Origin of the sequence: Mycobacterium sp. G7A2 (assembly GCF_041902445.1) — a bacterium.
GTDB lineage: Bacteria > Actinomycetota > Actinomycetes > Mycobacteriales > Mycobacteriaceae > Mycobacterium.
The window spans coordinates 1,015,548-1,031,771 of the sequence record NZ_CP169251.1 but is presented as its reverse complement, the minus strand read 5'-3'; the positions used below and the strand labels follow the sequence as shown (position 1 = coordinate 1,031,771).

At 64.1% G+C, this 16,224-nt stretch carries 15 protein-coding genes and 1 pseudogene; 3 read left to right on the top strand and 13 right to left on the bottom strand.

Features of this window, described 5'->3' with window-relative positions; genetic code table 11:
* Window position 1 precedes the first annotated feature (1 nt).
* The 9 genes from ACEWX3_RS05085 to ACEWX3_RS05045 form a co-directional block, all read right to left on the bottom strand.
* Window positions 2-1,108, bottom strand: a complete 1,107-nt coding sequence (locus ACEWX3_RS05085; RefSeq protein WP_374158843.1) for an alkene reductase — start codon at window positions 1,106-1,108, stop codon at window positions 2-4.
* A 245-nt stretch (window positions 1,109-1,353) separates the two neighbouring features.
* A complete protein-coding gene (locus ACEWX3_RS05080) occupies window positions 1,354-2,514 on the bottom strand; it encodes a sulfotransferase (RefSeq protein ID WP_374158842.1) in 1,161 nt (386 codons plus the stop codon).
* A complete protein-coding gene (locus ACEWX3_RS05075; RefSeq protein ID WP_374158841.1) occupies window positions 2,511-3,293 on the bottom strand; it encodes an SDR family oxidoreductase in 783 nt (260 codons plus the stop codon). The genes ACEWX3_RS05080 and ACEWX3_RS05075 overlap by 4 nt, the downstream gene beginning before the upstream one ends.
* Window positions 3,294-3,297: 4 nt before the next feature.
* Window positions 3,298-4,425, bottom strand: a complete 1,128-nt coding sequence (locus ACEWX3_RS05070; protein ID WP_374158840.1) for a hypothetical protein — start codon at window positions 4,423-4,425, stop codon at window positions 3,298-3,300.
* Window positions 4,426-4,590: 165 nt separating this feature from the next.
* Window positions 4,591-5,442, bottom strand: a complete 852-nt coding sequence (locus ACEWX3_RS05065; RefSeq protein ID WP_374158839.1) for a mycofactocin-coupled SDR family oxidoreductase — start codon at window positions 5,440-5,442, stop codon at window positions 4,591-4,593.
* 144 nt (window positions 5,443-5,586) lie between these two features.
* Entirely contained in the window at window positions 5,587-6,102 is a 516-nt protein-coding gene (locus tag ACEWX3_RS05060) for an SRPBCC domain-containing protein (protein ID WP_374158838.1), read from the bottom strand.
* Between the two features lie 194 nt (window positions 6,103-6,296).
* Complete coding sequence (gene dmpG, locus ACEWX3_RS05055) at window positions 6,297-7,358, bottom strand: 4-hydroxy-2-oxovalerate aldolase (RefSeq protein WP_374158837.1); 1,062 nt, start codon at window positions 7,356-7,358, stop codon at window positions 6,297-6,299.
* Window positions 7,355-8,281: an acetaldehyde dehydrogenase (acetylating) gene (locus ACEWX3_RS05050; RefSeq protein ID WP_374158836.1), complete on the bottom strand. Its 927-nt coding sequence runs from the start codon at window positions 8,279-8,281 to the stop codon at window positions 7,355-7,357. Before ACEWX3_RS05050 ends, dmpG begins: the two co-directional genes overlap by 4 nt.
* 10 nt (window positions 8,282-8,291) lie before the next feature.
* The gene (locus ACEWX3_RS05045) at window positions 8,292-9,077 is read right to left on the bottom strand and encodes a 2-keto-4-pentenoate hydratase (protein WP_374158835.1); all 786 of its coding nucleotides are present in this window, start codon (window positions 9,075-9,077) and stop codon (window positions 8,292-8,294) included.
* 226 nt (window positions 9,078-9,303) lie between these two features.
* Here ACEWX3_RS05045 and ACEWX3_RS05040 point away from each other — a divergent pair, with 226 nt between their 5' ends.
* A complete protein-coding gene (locus ACEWX3_RS05040) occupies window positions 9,304-10,158 on the top strand; it encodes an alpha/beta fold hydrolase (RefSeq protein ID WP_374159788.1) in 855 nt (284 codons plus the stop codon).
* Here the strand turns inward: ACEWX3_RS05040 and ACEWX3_RS05035 are convergent.
* From ACEWX3_RS05035 to ACEWX3_RS05020, 4 genes and pseudogenes are all read right to left on the bottom strand, one after another.
* Window positions 10,145-10,999 carry an SDR family oxidoreductase gene (locus ACEWX3_RS05035; RefSeq protein ID WP_374158834.1) on the bottom strand — a complete coding sequence of 285 codons (855 nt, stop codon included), beginning with the start codon at window positions 10,997-10,999 and terminating at the stop codon, window positions 10,145-10,147. The two genes, ACEWX3_RS05040 and ACEWX3_RS05035, sit on opposite strands and share 14 nt — an antisense overlap.
* A gap of 160 nt (window positions 11,000-11,159) precedes the next feature.
* Window positions 11,160-11,267, bottom strand: a pseudogene (locus tag ACEWX3_RS05030) (SDR family NAD(P)-dependent oxidoreductase); the annotation flags it as partial.
* A 2-nt stretch (window positions 11,268-11,269) separates the two neighbouring features.
* Complete coding sequence (locus ACEWX3_RS05025) at window positions 11,270-12,067, bottom strand: mycofactocin-coupled SDR family oxidoreductase (protein WP_374158833.1); 798 nt, start codon at window positions 12,065-12,067, stop codon at window positions 11,270-11,272.
* Window positions 12,068-13,678: a flavin-containing monooxygenase gene (locus tag ACEWX3_RS05020; protein ID WP_374158832.1), complete on the bottom strand. Its 1,611-nt coding sequence runs from the start codon at window positions 13,676-13,678 to the stop codon at window positions 12,068-12,070.
* A gap of 129 nt (window positions 13,679-13,807) precedes the next feature.
* Here ACEWX3_RS05020 and ACEWX3_RS05015 point away from each other — a divergent pair, with 129 nt between their 5' ends.
* Both ACEWX3_RS05015 and ACEWX3_RS05010 read left to right on the top strand, forming a co-directional pair.
* Entirely contained in the window at window positions 13,808-14,869 is a 1,062-nt protein-coding gene (locus ACEWX3_RS05015; protein ID WP_374158831.1) for a 2Fe-2S iron-sulfur cluster-binding protein, read from the top strand.
* A 168-nt stretch (window positions 14,870-15,037) separates the two neighbouring features.
* A complete protein-coding gene (locus ACEWX3_RS05010; RefSeq protein ID WP_374158830.1) occupies window positions 15,038-16,219 on the top strand; it encodes an acyl-CoA dehydrogenase family protein in 1,182 nt (393 codons plus the stop codon).
* The last annotated feature ends 5 nt before the right edge of the window (window positions 16,220-16,224 follow it).

Below are 16,224 nucleotides of genomic sequence, written 5' to 3'. Positions count from 1 at the left end.
GTCATGCTGACGGTGATGTCACCGATTCGGTGAGGGTGGGGTAATCGGTGTAGCCGTGCGGCCCGGCAGCATAGAACGTGGTCGCGTCCGGTTCGTTGAGCGGTGCGCCGGCGCGCAGCCGAAGCAGCAGATCCGGATTGGCGAGGAACGCCCGACCCACCACCGCGGCGCTGATGACGCCCCAGTCGGCCAGATTCTCCAGCTCGGCGAAATCGCTGTCGACGTCCCGCGGCGTGTTCAGCAGCAGCGTCCCGGCCCACTGGGTGCGCAACGTGGCAAACGCCGGCTGGGAAGGCTGGATGAGCAGGTGCAGGTAGGCGATGTCGAGCGAGGCGATCCGGCAGAGCAGCGCGTCGTAGGCGCTGACGTCGTCGATCTCACGCATGTCCCCCGCTCCGTTCCCGGGTGAGATCCGCAGCCCGACGCGCTGCGGGCCGATCTCCGCGGCGACCGCCTCGACGACCTCGGCGGTGAACCTGGCCCGGTTCTGCGCAGAGCCTCCGTACACGTCGGTGCGCTGATTGACGACGTCGGACAGGAATTCGTGGAGCAGATACCCGTTGGCCGAGTGGATCTCCACGCCATCCATTCCCGCGTCGATCGCGCGGCGCGCCGCGGCGCGGAAGTCGTCGACGATCGCGGCGATCTCGTCGGGAGTCAGCGCACGCGGGACCGGCAGTGGTTTCTTGCCCTCGGGGGTATGTGCGGACAGTTGAGCCGCGACCGGCGACGGACCCACCGTCTCCACGCCGCTGATGTCCGGGTGGGCCATCCGGCCGACGTGCCACAACTGCACGAACATGCGGCCACCTTCGGCGTGCACCGCGTTGGCGATCTCGGCCCAGCGCTGCTGGTGGCGATCGGTGTAGATGCCCGGGGTGTTGCCGTATGCACCGTTGGCCCCACGCGAGACAGCCGTCGCCTCACTGATGATCAGCCCGGCGGAGGCGCGCTGCGCGTAGTAGGTGGCGGCAAGTTCGGACGGGGTCGCGTCGGCCTCGGCGCGCGTTCTGGTCAACGGCGCCATGAAGATCCGGTTCGCGGCGACGGTATCTCCGACCTGAACGGGTTTGAGCAATGCCGAGTTCTCGCCGAGTTGAAACGTCATGACCCACTCAAGTGCACTCGGGCACGAATTCATTCCCGCGTGTCAGGCCAGTGCCCGATGGGTCGACGCGAGGTCGGCGAGCACGGACCCCGATACGAGCCCCCACGAGAGACTCTCTCCGGACGCAGCAAGGATGCGGCACGTTCCGTCTCTGACCTGTCGCGGACCGCGCCGAGGTATCACCCAGCACCCGCGGCTGGACGAGCTCTGGCGCGGCATGGGCGGACTTTCGTTTTGCCGCCGATTCAGACCGCAGTACCGCTGCCTGCCGGGAATCGCGCTCTGACCTGCTCGGCAGTTAATCCGTAGTCAGTGAGAAAGTAACGGTGCCTGGGCGCACCCGGGCCTTCTCTGCCCTGTGTAGCGGTCTGCTCGATGGCAAGCCTGGCCTCGTCCGTCAGCGGCAGTCCGAAGTGCCGATAAACGCTGTAGGCCGTCGCCACGGGGTCCGCCACGAATTCGAAGTAGTCGACATCGTAGAACTGATCGGGGTTGTGCGACGCGCGGGCCTGCCTGAATCTTTCGATTCCCCCGGACCAGGTGTCGAGGATGTCCTTGCCGATCTGCGGGCCGATGAAAGTGTTTGACCAACCTTCGGTGGAGTGTTGCGCTAGTGAACACATCGATGCGAGCAGAGTCTCTGGGGGACGGTGGCACTGCACGATCAGTGCGTCCGGGTAAACCGTCAGTATGGCGTCCAGCGAGAACAGATGACTGGGATTCTTGAGCACCCAGCGCTTCCCCACGTCGTTGACGCCGATCAGCTGCAGGTTGCGACGGTGCCTTCGATAAGAAGGCGTCCAGTCCTGCTTCTGCAGCCACTGTGCATAACTCGGGATGTGCGCCAGCGATTCGTACGACACGGAATGGATGGATTGGCGGAGCAGCTGCCAGCATTCTTCGAGAACATCCTCGGCAATGTAGTGCAGCCCCATGAAATCCGGATTCTCTCGGTTCGCCTTCGCGTAGTAGGCACGCAACCGGCGGTACTCGGGGTAGGCCTCCCACTCCTCGCGGGCAGGACGGGGTTGAGGATACTCGGCGAGCCAGAGTTCAAGTCCCTGGTGAGCGGGGTCTGCGCCGAGGAGTCGGTGGAGTGCGGTGGTGCCAGTGCGGGGCAAGCCGGTGACGAATATCGGACGCTCGATCGCAATGTTCGTCGAAGCCGGATAGTTTTTCCAGGCCGCCTCACTGAGCAGTCTCGCAACCAGCCCGCCGAGGAGATAGTGCCGCGTCATGGCAGCACCCAAGGGAGTGAAATCTGCCTCTTTGCGGTACGAGTCCAGCAGGACCTCCAAAGCGCCGCGAAAGTTGTCCTCATCGCTGCCGAAGTCGTCATGACCGGCTTTGTCGATCGCTTCGCCGCATAGGTCGTCCACCGTGCCGACGTCGGCTCTTGTTGTCACGATTTATACTCCCCACAGTTGACGTCGAGGGTTTGGCCGGTGATGCCAGAGGCCATTTCGCTGATGAAGAAGAGGATCGCCGAGGCGACGTCGTCTTCGGTCACCAACCGCTTCAGGTCGGAGCCTGCCGCGGCGGCGTTGTACACGTCGTCGATCGAGCAACCGGCGTCTCGGGCTTGTTGTGCGAAGTAGTCCTTGAGGACCTGGCCCCAGATGTATCCGGGAGCTACCGAATTGACTCGAACGCCCAACGGTCCGAGCTCGCTGGCCAGTGACTGAGACATCGCCAGCAGCGCCGACTTGGCCAACTTGTACGGACCGTATGTCGGGTCGGAATGTCGAATGACCATCGAGCTCAGATTGACTATCGAGCCGCCTGATTGGGCGAGCGCAGGTGTGAACGCCTGGGTCGTCCGCAACGCGCCGAGCACGGTCAGCTCGAGAGAATCTCTGAGGTGGGAGAAGTCGGTACCGGAAAACGGCTTCATCGACGGATACAAGAAGGCGTTGTTGATCAAGGCGTCGACCCTGCCGTACGTAGCGGTTGCGGTCTGGACCAGGTTTTCGACATCGGACTCTATGGTGATGTCGGTGGGCACGGCCAACGCCCGTCCTCCCGAGGCGATGATGTCTCGTGCCAACTCCTCGATGCGGGCGGCGGTCCGCGCGACGAGAACCAGGTTGGCACCCTCGTCGGCACATCGACGCGCAAGCGTGGTGCCCAACCCGGGGCCCACCCCGGTGATCACAACGACGGCGTCGCTCAGCAGCTCAGCCACGTTGTCAACCCAACATCCTCTGGCCGATTTGCCTCTGACGCAGCGCGATTCGCTCTAGCCAGTCGCCTTCGGAGATTTTGTTGCTCTCGTAGAAGGGGAGCGCGTCGGGAACCGCGGCGAATTCGACCACCTCGACCCTCGGACCGTCGGCCGCCGTCATCTCCCGCGCCAATCGCTGCCACCGGAACTGCAGATATCCGCGGGTATGGCCCAACGTTTCGACCCAGTTCGTTACTCCAGGGTTTTGGTCGGCGACGACGATCCTGATCATGCCGTCTGGATCAATCTGGGTCTGGGCGCCGTTGAGCGAAGTTTGGTGGTTGATGTAATCCAACGAGATGTACCACAAGCTACCCAGCTGAAAGCCCTGATAGGGGGCGTCATTCGCCGGCAACGAGATGACCAACGCCTGGTCCTCACTGATGTCATAATGGCCGGCAGAGGAGTACTGCGTGGTCAATCCACCGGGCGTGGAGCGGGGCGCCACCAACGTGTTGACCGGAAGGTTGAGATAGAACCACTTGGGAAATTGGAGCCAGGTCTGCACGCGGTTGATCAGTTCATCTGCAGCGCTATGGAATTGGTTCCGCACCTCATCCCGGGTCGGCCGCGGCGGCGCTGTACCGGCGGTGTCCGTCCGGTGCACCGCCAGCGATCCCCGCCTCTCGGACCAGTCGTTGTACACCTCGCGGATCACCAACTGCCCCGACCTCTTGGGTTCGAATCGCCATTCGAAACTTCCGTCCGGGGCAATGTCGAGTTCTCGGTCGTCGAAAGCCACTTCACTTTCGGGGACGGAGTCTGCGGTGTACTCGCCGGCGAGGTACTGAAAGCTGAGATCGGTGGTCGTCCCACGGGATCCGGTGACGACATACTCGCGTCCGCCTTTCATCCTGGTACCGAAGTACAGCGTGTCCGGGTTGTCGAGTCCCATCTTGGTGAACGGTCCGGTGCCCGTGAGCAGAAACGGGTGGTCCGGGTGCTGATTGAAGGCGAGGTGTGTGCAAGCGGAGATGCCGCCGGCCAAATACTGAAGACCCTCGAGCAGTTCAGCTTCGTCTTGTATGTGTGGTGCCGTTGCAACCAGTTCTTCGGCTGCGGCGATCGCGCGCGCCAGGGGATCAGACAGCATGTTTGCGATGCTAGGAGGAGTACCGATCGATCCGCTGTGGAGAAGTCCGCTCAGTGGCACGGTTTTTAGGTAAACATGGTCCTTTCACTGATGATTCAGCCTCCATCGGCAGATCAGCCCCCGGTACAACCGCTGACAGTGTTCGTCAACGGCAGCGGGCCACATCTAGTACTTCATCACGCCTCGGTCGATGGCGAGCTGCGAACCCGAGATGGTATTCGACGCGTCACTCGCAAGCCATGCGACCACATCGGAGACGTCCTCAGGTGCCATGAAGCCTGGACGGGCTTGCCCGGCAATTTGACTCGGCGGCTGAAAAGGCATGGGAGCGAAGCTGTGGAGAAAGCTCGGGTGGTTGGTGAACAGATCAGCCATCGCGCCGTGTTCGATCATCGGGGTGTCGACCGAGTAGGGATGAATCGAGTTGACACGAATGCCGAATTCCCCAACCTCCAAGGCGAGGGCATTGGTGAGTCCGACAATGCCGTGCTTGGACGCCGAGTAATGTCCGTTACCCGGTGTCGCCTTGAGGCCCGCCACCGAACTCACCATGACGATCGATCCCCCGTTGCCGGCCTCGATCATCGCCGGTACTGCTGCACGCACAGTTTTCCAGGCGCCCGACAAATTGACCTGAATTACGGTGTCCCACTGCTCTTCGGTCATCTCGAACAGGCGTCCCCAGCTCAGCACGCCGGCATTGACCACCAACACGTCGAGTCGTCCGAATTGCTCGATGCCCTCGGCGACCACCTGTTGTTGAGCGGCGAGATCGCGGACATCAGCTGTGCGCGCGAGGATCTTTCGACCGGTGGCTTCGACTTCGCGCACCGTCTCTGCAAGTTGCTCTGAGGTCGCTGGCGGGTAGGTGACGCTGTCGCAAACCGGCCCGCAGATGTCTGTCGCGATGATGTCGGCGCCATCGATTGCGAGGCGGAGCGCGTGTGCGCGTCCCTGAGCTCGCGCGGCGCCAGTCACCAACGCGACGCGCCCGTCCAACGGCTTGGCGGTGGTCATGAGTTCTGTCCTTCTACTCGGCGGGCAGCGCTTCTCCGCAGCCGCATCAGTTCATTGCAGGTGCACTGCGCCTAGGTTCTCGCTGTCTCAACTGGTGCGATCGGACCCCGCGCTGCCCGAAGTTCCTCGTTTGTGAGCAAGCGGCTATCGACCTGATAGCGGGCTCGATGCCGGGAGCCCGGCAAGTACGAGTTCGCTGCGGCGTTTGAGTGCAACTGCAGTGTCATCGAACGCGCATTTCACCCAATCGCCTGTTTCGGTCATGATGTCGCGAGCGAATTCACCGAGGAAGGCATCCGTGGAGTAGTACTGGCAATTCCCCTCGGCAGTGGGTTCGATGACTTGGTCCCGCCTTGCGGCATAGGGCGATTCAGGAGTTGCGCGGAGTTCCCAGGACAAGAGCCGTTCCGGTACGAACGCACACACATACTCGACGTTGATGAAAGTGCCGCCGGCGCCTGTGTAGTCGGCGAGCACCATCTCAACCGGTGCGCCCATTTCCAGAGTTGAAGTCGCCGACAGACAGAACGGATTCCACTCGGGGTACTGATCGAGATCTGTCAGGACATCCCACACCACCTTGCTGGGCGCAGCGATCTCGACCGTGACCGAGCGTACGAGTGTCGTCGAGTCATAGTCGGGTATGAACAGTTCGGACATTTGATACGGCCTCCACTTACTCGCCTCAAGGTCAGCTTGTCATGAGGCTGCGCGCGGATCGTCGTAGCGTACCGCTGAACGGGAAGTCCAGAGCCCCACGCACGGAGGAGTGCATGGCTGCCTGCGGGATGACCTCTCAGACAGCGTCATTCACTCGCGAACGCTGCGCCAACGGGGCCGTTGAGCATTGCTGTCTACGCGCCGGCCGTCTCTGTGGAGAGGTGCTCGCGTTTGATCTCCAGTGCGATGTCGATCAGCTGGTCCTCTTGGCCGCCGATCAGTTTGCGCTGCCCCGCGCGGTGCAGCAGCTGGTGGGCGGGCACCCCGTAGCGCTCGGACTGGCGGATGGCGTGCTTGAGGAAGCTCGAGTACACCCCCGAATACCCCATGATCAGCGCGTTGCGATCCAGCAGGCACTCGGCGGGCATCGCCGGAGCGACAACCTCCTCGGCGGCGTCGGCGATGTCGAAGAAGTCGATACCGGTCTTGACGCCGATCTTGTCGAACACCCCGATCAGCGCCTCGACCGGGGCGTTGCCGGCGCCGGCACCGAACCGGCGGCACGACCCGTCGATCTGCTTGGCGCCGGCGCGCACCGCCTCGATCGAGTTCGCCACCCCCAGGCCGAGATTCTCGTGGCCATGAAACCCGACCTGGGCGTCATCGCCGAGCTCGGCCACCAGCGCAGCCACCCGGTCGCGGACCCCCTCGAGCACCAACGCGCCCGCGGAGTCGACGACATAGACGCACTGGCAGCCGGCATCGGCCATGATGCGCGCCTGCGCGGCCAGTTTCTCCGGCGGGATGGTGTGGCTCATCATCAGAAAGCCGACCGTCTCCAAGCCGAGCTCGCGGGCCAGCCCGAAATGCTGGATCGACACGTCGGCCTCGGTGCAGTGGGTCGCGATGCGACAGATCGACCCGCCGTTGTTCTGCGCTTCCTTGATGTCTTCCTTGGTGCCCACTCCGGGCAGCATCAGGAAGGCGATCTTCGATTCCTTGGCGGTCTCGGCGGCCAGTTTGATCAGCTCCTGCTCCGGGGTCTTGGAGAACCCGTAGTTGAAGCTCGACCCGCCCAGCCCGTCGCCGTGGGTCACCTCGATGACCGGCACCCCGGCCGTGTCCAGCGCCGCGACGATGGCGCCGACCTCGTCCTTGGTGAACTGGTGGCGTTTGTGATGGCTGCCGTCACGCAGCGACGTGTCGGTCATCCGGATGTCCCACATGGGGTCGAAGTAGATGTCCTGCGTGCTCATGATTGGCCTCCTGTCGTGGAAAGGCTCGCTGCTGCCATCTTCTTGGCGACCTCCTCGCCGACCTTGGTGGCCGCGGCGGTCATGATGTCCAGGTTTCCCGCATACGGCGGCAGGTAGTCGCCCGCACCCTCCACCTCGATGAACGTGGTGACCACAGCCTGCCCTCCGGAGTTCATCGACGGATCGTCGAACTGCGGATCGTTGAGCAGCCGGTAGCCCGGAACGTAGGTCTGCACCTCTGCCACGACGTCGCGGATGGACTGTGCGATCGCATCGCGGTCGGCGTCCTCGGGGATCGCGCAGAAGATGGTGTCGCGCATGATCATCGGAGGATCGGCCGGGTTCAAGATGATGATGGCCTTGCCCCGCTTGGCGCCGCCGATGTTCTGCACCCCCGCACTGGTGGTCTTGGTGAACTCGTCGATGTTGGCCCGGGTACCCGGGCCGGCCGACGCCGAGGACACCGACGCGACGATCTCTCCGTAAGGCACCTCCACCACGCGCGACACAGCGTGCACGATCGGGATCGTGGCCTGGCCCCCGCAGGTCACCATGTTGACGTTGGGCGCATCCAGGTGCTCACCCAGATTCGCCGGCGGGATCACCCCCGGACCCACCGCCGCCGGGGTCAGGTCGATGGCCCGGATGCCGGCCTCGGCGTAGCGAGGCGCTGCGGCGCGATGCACGTAGGCACTGGTCGCCTCGAACACCATGTCAGGCTTCTCGGACTGGTTCAGCAACCAGTCCACTCCCTCGTGCGACGTCTCGAGCCCCAACTTGCGGGCCCGCGCCAGACCTTCGCTCTCTGGATCGATGCCGATCATCCAGCGTGGCTCCAGCCACTCCGAACGCAACAACTTGTACAGCAGGTCGGTGCTGATGTTGCCCGACCCCACAATCGCCACAGACTTCTTGTCAGTCATGAGCGGCTCCTTACTCGAAACTCAGTTGTACTGAACCCAACCCGCTGAACTCGGCCACGAAGTGGCTGCCCGGCGGGGCATCTATCGCACGGGTGCACGAACCCGGCAACACGATGTCGCCGGCCCGTAACCGCACCCCGAAGCTCTCCACCTTGCGGGCCAACCACGCCACCGCGGTGACCGGATTGCCCAGCACCGCGTCACTGCGCCCCTCGGCGACGACCTCCCCGTTGTTGGTCAGCACCGCGTCGATGGCCTTGATGTCGACGTCCTTGGGCGAGACCCGGGCTTCGCCGAGCACCCAGCCGGCCGACGAGGCGTTGTCGGCGATGGTGTCGCACAGCTTGATCTGCCAGTTGGTGATGCGCGTGTCGATGAGCTCGATGGCCGGGGCGAACGCCGCGGTGGCAGCGAGCACGTCGTCCTCGGTGCAACCGGCTCCTGGCAGGTCGTCGGCCAGGATGAATCCCACCTCGACCTCCACCCGCGGATACAGGTAGTTCGCACTCTGGACCGGCCGGTCCTCGAAGACCTGCATGTCGTCGAGCAGATGCCCGTAATCGGGCTCGTCGACGTTCATCATCTTCTGCATCGCCTCCGACGACAGGCCCACCTTGTGGCCGATCACCCGGGCCCCCTCAGCCACCCGCTGCCGGATGTTGATCAGCTGGATCTCGTAGGCATCCACCACGTCGATATCGGGCTGACCGTCGGTCAACGGCGAGATCGGAACCCTGCTGCGCTCAGCCTCAGCCAGCTCAGCAGCGAGCTTCTCGCGCACCTCGGCGGACAACATCGGGCCGCACCTCCTCAAATCCGTTGATCAACAGTCGTCTCCGCACACACCCCTCGGTGCACGGGCTCACCCGGAACTGGCGATTGCACGATTCTGCGGCTTTCGGCAGGAACGGGTAGTGGCGCGTCCACTGACCGGAAGTCGGCTGGCTCACACCCCCGCACGTCATCCCGCTCTGCGGCACCCAGGGGTGCGCTCCGTTGCGGCGATGAGGTGTTATCGCAAGATGACAGTCGACTACCGCGAAACGCGCCGTGAAGTCAGCACTCCGTCCGGAGTGCTGCGTTATCACGAGGCCGGTGACGGTCCTCCCCTCCTGCTGCTTCACGGGTCGGGCCCCGGCGTCTCCGGTTGGCGGAATTACCGTGGCAACCTCGGCGTCTTCGCAGAGCATTACCGCTGCCTTGTGCTGGAATTTCCGGGCTTTGGAGTCAGCGAGGACTTCGGTGGACACCCCATGCTCGACGCCCAGGATGCGGTGGTGAAGTTCATCGACGCGCTCAGCCTGGAAAGGGTGGACGTGATCGGCAATTCGATGGGTGGTGGTGTCGGCATCAACTTTGCCATCAACCACGGCGACCGCGTCAACAGGTTGGTGACCATCGGCGGCATCGGTACCAACATCTTCAGTCCCGGTCCGAGCGAGGGAATTCGGCTGCTTCAGGAGTTCACCGAGGAACCGACCCAGCAGCGGCTGATCGACTGGTTGCGCTCGATGGTCTATGACCAGGCCTTGGTGACCGACGAATTGATCGAGGAACGTTGGGAACTGGCCACCGATCCCGAGACGCTGACCTCGGCGCGACGAATGTACGGCAAGAAGGCCTTCGCAGCGATGACGGAGATGATGCGCAGCGCCGACTTCCCGATGCCTTGGGCGACGATGCATAAGGTTGCGGCTCCGACGCTGCTCACCTGGGGGCGAGACGACCGGGTCAGCCCACTGGACATGGCGCTGGTGCCGATGCGGACGATCCCGAACGCCGAACTGCACGTGTTCCCGAACTGCGGGCATTGGGTGATGATCGAAGCGAAGGCTGCCTTCGAACAAACCGTTCTGGCGTTTCTCAACGGCGCATAGCTCGGCGGAACCCGAGGAACCGCGCCCCGTACCGCGCCAGCCCGCGCGCGGGCAGCGGTGCGGGCCAGGAATCCGACCGAAAGTAGGCGTCCGATCCACCGTCGACGAAAAGTACACTTCCGCAGAGGAAGTCGGCCGAATCGGAGAGCATGAACACCATCCAATCCGCGAGATGGCCGGGGTCGCCGAACCCGCCGATCGGCACCGGGAACGCGTCGATGGCCTTGGCTTCCGTCGGGTCGGCCAACTGCTCGGCCAGCAATGGGGTCATCACGGCGCCGGGAGCGATCGCGTTGAGCCGGATCCCCAGGCCCGCCCACTCGCGCGAGACGGCCTGACGGCGTACCCATCGTGCGACCGCGATCTTCGAGGCGGCGTAGATCATCGGTGCCGACCGCTTCCCGAACCGACGAACCGCACGCAACGCCCGATCGGGATCGCTGGCCAGTAGCGCTCGGATTGCGCGCCGCGGCACCAGCGGAGTGACCGTGGTCGAGTTGCTGGCGACGACGACGACCTTCGCTGCGCCGGTCCGGCCGAGAGCAGGCCGCAGCGCGGTCAGCAGGTCGACGACACCGAAATAGTTGACCTGGGCGATCAGGTGATCTCGCCCCGGGACGGGACCGAGTCCGGCGGCCAGAACTGCCCCGTCGAGCGCCCCCGAGCATCGCTGCAGTACCGCCTCACTGGCGGCGCGGCGCCCCTGCGCGGTGGACAGATCGGCCCTCACATCGGCATCCTTGATGTCCACTCCGATCACCGAGTGTCCCACCAGGCGCAGCCGCTCGGCGGCCGCATGCCCCATTCCCGACGCCGAACCGGTGACCACATACGTTCCCATGCAGCATTCCTCCGTTCCCCGCGGCCTCGCGGATTGTTGGTATCCGTCGGGTTGCCGCTCAGCGCTACCCGCGTCCACGGGCAGCGCGGCGGCGGTGATGTAACCAGCTTCGTCGGAGGCCAGGAACAGACTGGCGTTGGCCACGTCCAGCGGGTCGACCGATTCCGATGATTTCGGCGCCCTCCTGAGCGAATCGCACCGCCTGGGCGCGACCGATACCCCTGGCAGCACCGGTGATCAACGCAACCTTTCCGCTGGGCCTGCCCACCGCTACGCCTTCTGGGTCAGGCCGGCGTCGACGACGATGCGCGTGCCGGTGATGTAGCGTGCCTCATCAGAGGCCAGAAAGCACACCGCGTTGGCGACATCGGCCGGCTCCACCCATGGCACCGGCAGCAGGTTGCGGCCGGCGAGCACTCGGGCGGCGTCAGCCTCTGACGGGTTCTCGATGTCGGGGCACAGCCGCCGGTAGGTCGCCTCGTTATGGACCATCGGGGTGGCCACCGCACCGGGATGCACCGTGTTGACACGGATCATGCGCGGACCCAGTTCGTTGGCCAGTGTGCGCGCCAAGCCCACGACGGCGTGCTTGCTGGCAGTGTAATGGGCTGTGTTGGCCGTGCCGCGAATTCCATTGGTGGAACTGATGATCACAATCGATCCGCCGTCAGGGCCGAAGTGCCGAACCGAGGCCTTGACGGTGAGCCAGACACCGGTGAGGTTGACGTCAAGAGTGTCTCGCCACGCCTGGGCACTCAGTTCCCAGGTCGGCGCACCGGGCGCATGGATGCCGGCGTTGGCGACGACGATATTCAGGCCGCCCAACTCGGCGACGCCGGTGGCCACCACACCCTCGAGCGCAGCCATGTCCCGGACATCGGCGACACCGGCGAAGCAACGACACCCTCGGCTGGTCACCGCCTCGGCGGTATCGGCCAGATCCGCTGGATCACCGACATCGACCGCGATCACGTCGGCACCGTTATCAGCGAGGCGTTCGCAGTGGGCGCGCCCGGTGCCGCGGGCCGCGCCGGTGACGACCGCTACTTTGCCGCCCAGCCTTGCCATTCACGAACCCTTGAGCAGACTGAATCCCTTGTAGCCGGCGTTGGCGACCTCCGCGCAGATGTCGAGGTATGCGGCAAAGCCGCCGATGAAGAGCATGAACACTCTCGGCTTGCCCGGCACGTTCGCACCCATGTACCAGGAGTTTGCTTTGGGGAACAGCGTCGCGTCGGCGCGCCTGTTACATTCGGCCACCCATTCGTCCACCGCGTCCGTGGTGGCCTCCATGGCGGCGAGGTCATGCTCGTCGAGGTAGTCGATCGCGTCAGCGATCCAGTTGATGTGAGCCTCGGCGTGCAACACCATGTTCGCCAGTACCGCGGGGGCACCTGGGCCGGACACGAGGAACAGATTGGGAAATCCGTCGACCCCGAGTCCGAGATAGGTGCGGGGTCCGTCCGACCAGTCGTCGACGAGCTTCTGTCCGCCCCTGCCGACGATGTCGATCTTGGCCAAGGTACCGGTCATCGCGTCGAAGCCCGTCGCCAACACGATCGCGTCGACGTCGAAATGCGTTCCTCCGACGACGATCCCGGTGGGATCGATCGACTCGATCGGCGTCTCTTTGACGCTGACCAGCTTCACGTTGGACCGGTTGAACGTCGTGAAGTAGTTGGTGTCGGTGCAGATTCGCTTCGTGCCGATGGGGTGATCATCGGGGATCAACAGCTCCGCGACCGCGGGGTCGTCGATCATCGCCCGCACCTTTTCCTCGTAGAACTTGCGGGCTTCCTCGTTGGCGTCGAGGTTGATCATTTGGTCGCTGAAGGTCTTCGAGAAGAGGACACCCCCCAGTTCCCAGCGCTTTTCGAAGGCAGCCCGCCGCTCCTGCGGGGACACCTCCATCGTCAGCTTCGGGTGCGCCACATGCGGGGAGCCTCCGCCGCTGCGCCACGACATCCGGCGCCGCTCGTCGTAGGTGGCCTTGGCGTGGGTGATCTCGTCGGCGCTCAGCGGCCGATTGCCGGCGGGCACGCTGTAGTTCGGCGTGCGCTGGAAGACGTAGAGCTGCGCCGCCTGTTCCGCGATGATCGGAATCGACTGGATGCCCGAGGAGCCGGTGCCGATGACGGCGACGCGCTTGCCTGTGAAGTCCACGCCCTCGTGGGGCCAGTGCGCAGTGTGATAGATGTCGCCGTTGAAAGTGTCGAGGCCGTTGATGTTCGGGGTCAGCGGTGCCGACAGCGGACCTGTCGCCATCACCACGAAGCGCGCCGAGACAGTCTCACCGCCGTCGGTGGTCACTGTCCAGAGCAGAGCTGCCTCGTCGAACACTGCCGAGACCACCCGGGTGTTGAACGTGATGCCGGTGCGGAGGTTCAGTTTGTCGGCGACCCAGTTGATGTACCGCAGGATCTCGCTCTGGGTGGCGTACTTCTCGGTCCACGTCCACTCCTGTTGTAGCTCATCGGAGAACGAGTAGCAGTAGTCGAGGCTCTCGACGTCACATCGGGCACCGGGGTACCTGTTGAAATACCACGTCCCACCCACCTCCGGCGCGGCCTCGAACACTCTTACCGACCGGCCTTGCTCCCGGAATTTGTGGAGGGCGTACAGACCGCCGAACCCGGCGCCAACCACGACGACATCGACCTGACTCTGATTCGCACTCACGCTGTGAAGGCTAGGACGTCCGCACGGAGCCCCCCGGAACGTCTCCCAGTGAATGGTCATCGGAAATTCGTCCCGTCCACTGGCAACCACCGCAGGATGGCTGGTCTGTTCTCGGTCACAATGCTGCGCATGAGCGACGTCGAAACGGGTAGCTGCGCCCTGGCTGCCCCCCGCGCGATACCCCTCACCGTCACCGAGGTGATCGAAGAGAGCCGGGATGCCCGATCGCTGGTATTCGCCGTACCCCGAGAAGACCGGGACAAGTTCGATTACCGGCCCGGACAGTTCTTGACCCTGCGCATTCCCAGTGACCAGACCGGATCGGTGGCGCGGTGCTATTCCCTGGCCAGCTCGCCCCACACCAGCGACGCGCCGAAGGTGACCGTGAAGCGCACCGACGGCGGATACGGCTCGAATTGGTTGTGTGACAATGTTTCCGTCGGCGACACCATCGAATCCCTGCCGCCGTCGGGAGTTTTCACCCCGTGCGATCTCGACGGCGACTTCCTGTTGTGGGCCGCGGGCAGTGGCATCACGCCGGTGATGTCGATATTGAAGTCCGTCCTCGTGGCAGGCTCGGGCCGTGTTGTGCTGTGCTATGCCAACCGCGACGAAGCATCGGTCATCTTTGCCTCCGAGCTGCGCGAACTGGCCGCACGCCATGCGAACCGACTCACCGTGCTGCATTGGTTGGAGTCAGTTCAAGGTCTGCCCAGCCGCGCGCAGCTGAGTAACTTCGCTGGGCTCTATTCCGGATATCAGTCCTTCATCTGCGGTCCGGCTCCGTTCATGGCGGTGGTCAAGGAGACACTGACCGAGGCGGGTATCCCACGCGACCACATCCACCTCGAGGTGTTCCAGTCCCTCGACGGGGACCCGTTCGCCGAAGTGGCTGTCGAGGCGGTTCTCGACGACGGCCAGGCGGCCGACGCGGAGGTTTCGATAGACGGACAGGTACACCACCTGCGTTGGCCGGTGGGCCGCAACCTCGTCGACACGATGGTGGCGGCCGGAATCGAAGTGCCCTACTCGTGCCGGGAGGGTAACTGCGGTTCCTGCGCAGCCACCGTCATCGACGGCCAGGTTGATCTCGGCAACAGCGGAATTCTTGAAGAAGAGGACATCGCCGACGGACTGTTCCTGGCCTGCCAGGCATGCCCGCTCTCCGACACCGTCAAGATCGAGTTCTAATGTGGCCTCGGCGCGTGATCGGCGTGGATTTTACCGAGTTTCGCCTCGATCGACCACGTGCAGGATGGTCGTGGGAGGCGGCTCATCGGCAGGACAAGTCAGGGAATCACTTCCGCTCACCGGGACAGCACCAGCGGGTATAACGCCTGCAAGGCCACCATTGTCGTCATGACACAACGGGTGATCGACAATCTCGCCGAGTTCGCCGAACAGATGCGTGGGCAAGCCGAGGAGGCCGAGAAGATCGGCAAGCTGACCGACGAGACGGTCAAGACGATGAAGCAGCTCGGCAACATCCGCCTGTTGCAACCCAAGAAGCACGGCGGGATGGAGGTCCACCCGCGCGAGTTCGCTGAGACGGTGATGGCCACCGCAGCCCTCGACCCGTCCGCCGGCTGGATCAACGGCGTGGTCGGTGTCCATCCCTATCAGCTCGCGTACGCCGACCCGCGCGTCGGTGCCGAGATCTGGGCCGACGACGTCGACACCTGGGTCGCCTCGCCCTACGCGCCCCAGGGCGTCGCGAAACCTGTCGACGGTGGCTACATCTTCAATGGTCGATGGCAGTTCAGCTCGGGCACCGATCACTGCGACTGGATCTTCCTGGGCGCGATGATCGGCGATGCCGAAGGCAAGCCGTTGATGCCGCCGCAGATGCTGCACATGATTCTGCCGCGCAAGGACTACGAGATCGTCGAAGACTCCTGGGACGTGGTCGGCCTGCGCGGGACCGGATCCAAGGATGTCATCGTCAAGGACGCGTTCGTACCGTCCTACCGGACGATGGACGCCATGAAAGTCATGGACGGCACCGCCCAACGCGAAGCCGGCATGACCGAGACGCTCTACCTGATGCCGTGGTCGACCATGTTCCCGTTGGGAATCTCCTCGGCCACGATCGGTATCGCCGAGGGTGCCCTGGCCGCCGCGTTGGACTACCAGCGCTCGCGGGTGAACTCCAGCGGCGTCGCGGTCAAGGACGACCCCTACGTGATGTACGCCATCGGTGAGGCGGCCGCCGACATCAACGCCGCCCGGCAGGAACTGCTGACCAACGCCGACCGCATCTACGACATGGTCGACGCAGGTAAGGACGTGTCGTTCGAGGACCGTGCGGCCGGTCGGCGCACTCAGGTCCGAGCCGTGTGGCGCGCCGTGTCGGCGGTGGACGAGATCTTCGCCCGCTGCGGCGGCAACGGCACCCGAATGGACAAACCGCTGCAGCGGTACTGGCGCGACGTTCACGTGGGTCAGGCCCACGCGATCCACGTCCCCGGCACGGTCTACCACGCATCGGCACTCAGTTCGCTCGGGGTGGATCCGCAAGGTCCGCTGCGGGCGATGATATAGGGAGG

Bases quoted from the DNA above. Each gene is read 5' to 3' on its own strand.
- ACEWX3_RS05085 (WP_374158843.1), bottom strand. From the start codon at position 1,108: ATGACGTTTCAACTCGGCGAGAACTCGGCATTGCTCAAACCCGTTCAG.
- ACEWX3_RS05070 (WP_374158840.1), bottom strand. From the start codon at position 4,425: ATGCTGTCTGATCCCCTGGCGCGCGCGATCGCCGCAGCCGAAGAACTG.
- ACEWX3_RS05065 (WP_374158839.1), bottom strand. From the start codon at position 5,442: ATGACCACCGCCAAGCCGTTGGACGGGCGCGTCGCGTTGGTGACTGGC.
- ACEWX3_RS05060 (WP_374158838.1), bottom strand. From the start codon at position 6,102: ATGTCCGAACTGTTCATACCCGACTATGACTCGACGACACTCGTACGC.
- dmpG (WP_374158837.1), bottom strand. From the start codon at position 7,358: ATGAGCACGCAGGACATCTACTTCGACCCCATGTGGGACATCCGGATG.
- ACEWX3_RS05050 (WP_374158836.1), bottom strand. From the start codon at position 8,281: ATGACTGACAAGAAGTCTGTGGCGATTGTGGGGTCGGGCAACATCAGC.
- ACEWX3_RS05045 (WP_374158835.1), bottom strand. From the start codon at position 9,077: ATGTTGTCCGCCGAGGTGCGCGAGAAGCTCGCTGCTGAGCTGGCTGAG.
- ACEWX3_RS05040 (WP_374159788.1), top strand. From the start codon at position 9,304: ATGACAGTCGACTACCGCGAAACGCGCCGTGAAGTCAGCACTCCGTCC.
- ACEWX3_RS05035 (WP_374158834.1), bottom strand. From the start codon at position 10,999: ATGGGAACGTATGTGGTCACCGGTTCGGCGTCGGGAATGGGGCATGCG.
- ACEWX3_RS05025 (WP_374158833.1), bottom strand. From the start codon at position 12,067: ATGGCAAGGCTGGGCGGCAAAGTAGCGGTCGTCACCGGCGCGGCCCGC.
- ACEWX3_RS05015 (WP_374158831.1), top strand. From the start codon at position 13,808: ATGAGCGACGTCGAAACGGGTAGCTGCGCCCTGGCTGCCCCCCGCGCG.
- ACEWX3_RS05010 (WP_374158830.1), top strand. From the start codon at position 15,038: ATGACACAACGGGTGATCGACAATCTCGCCGAGTTCGCCGAACAGATG.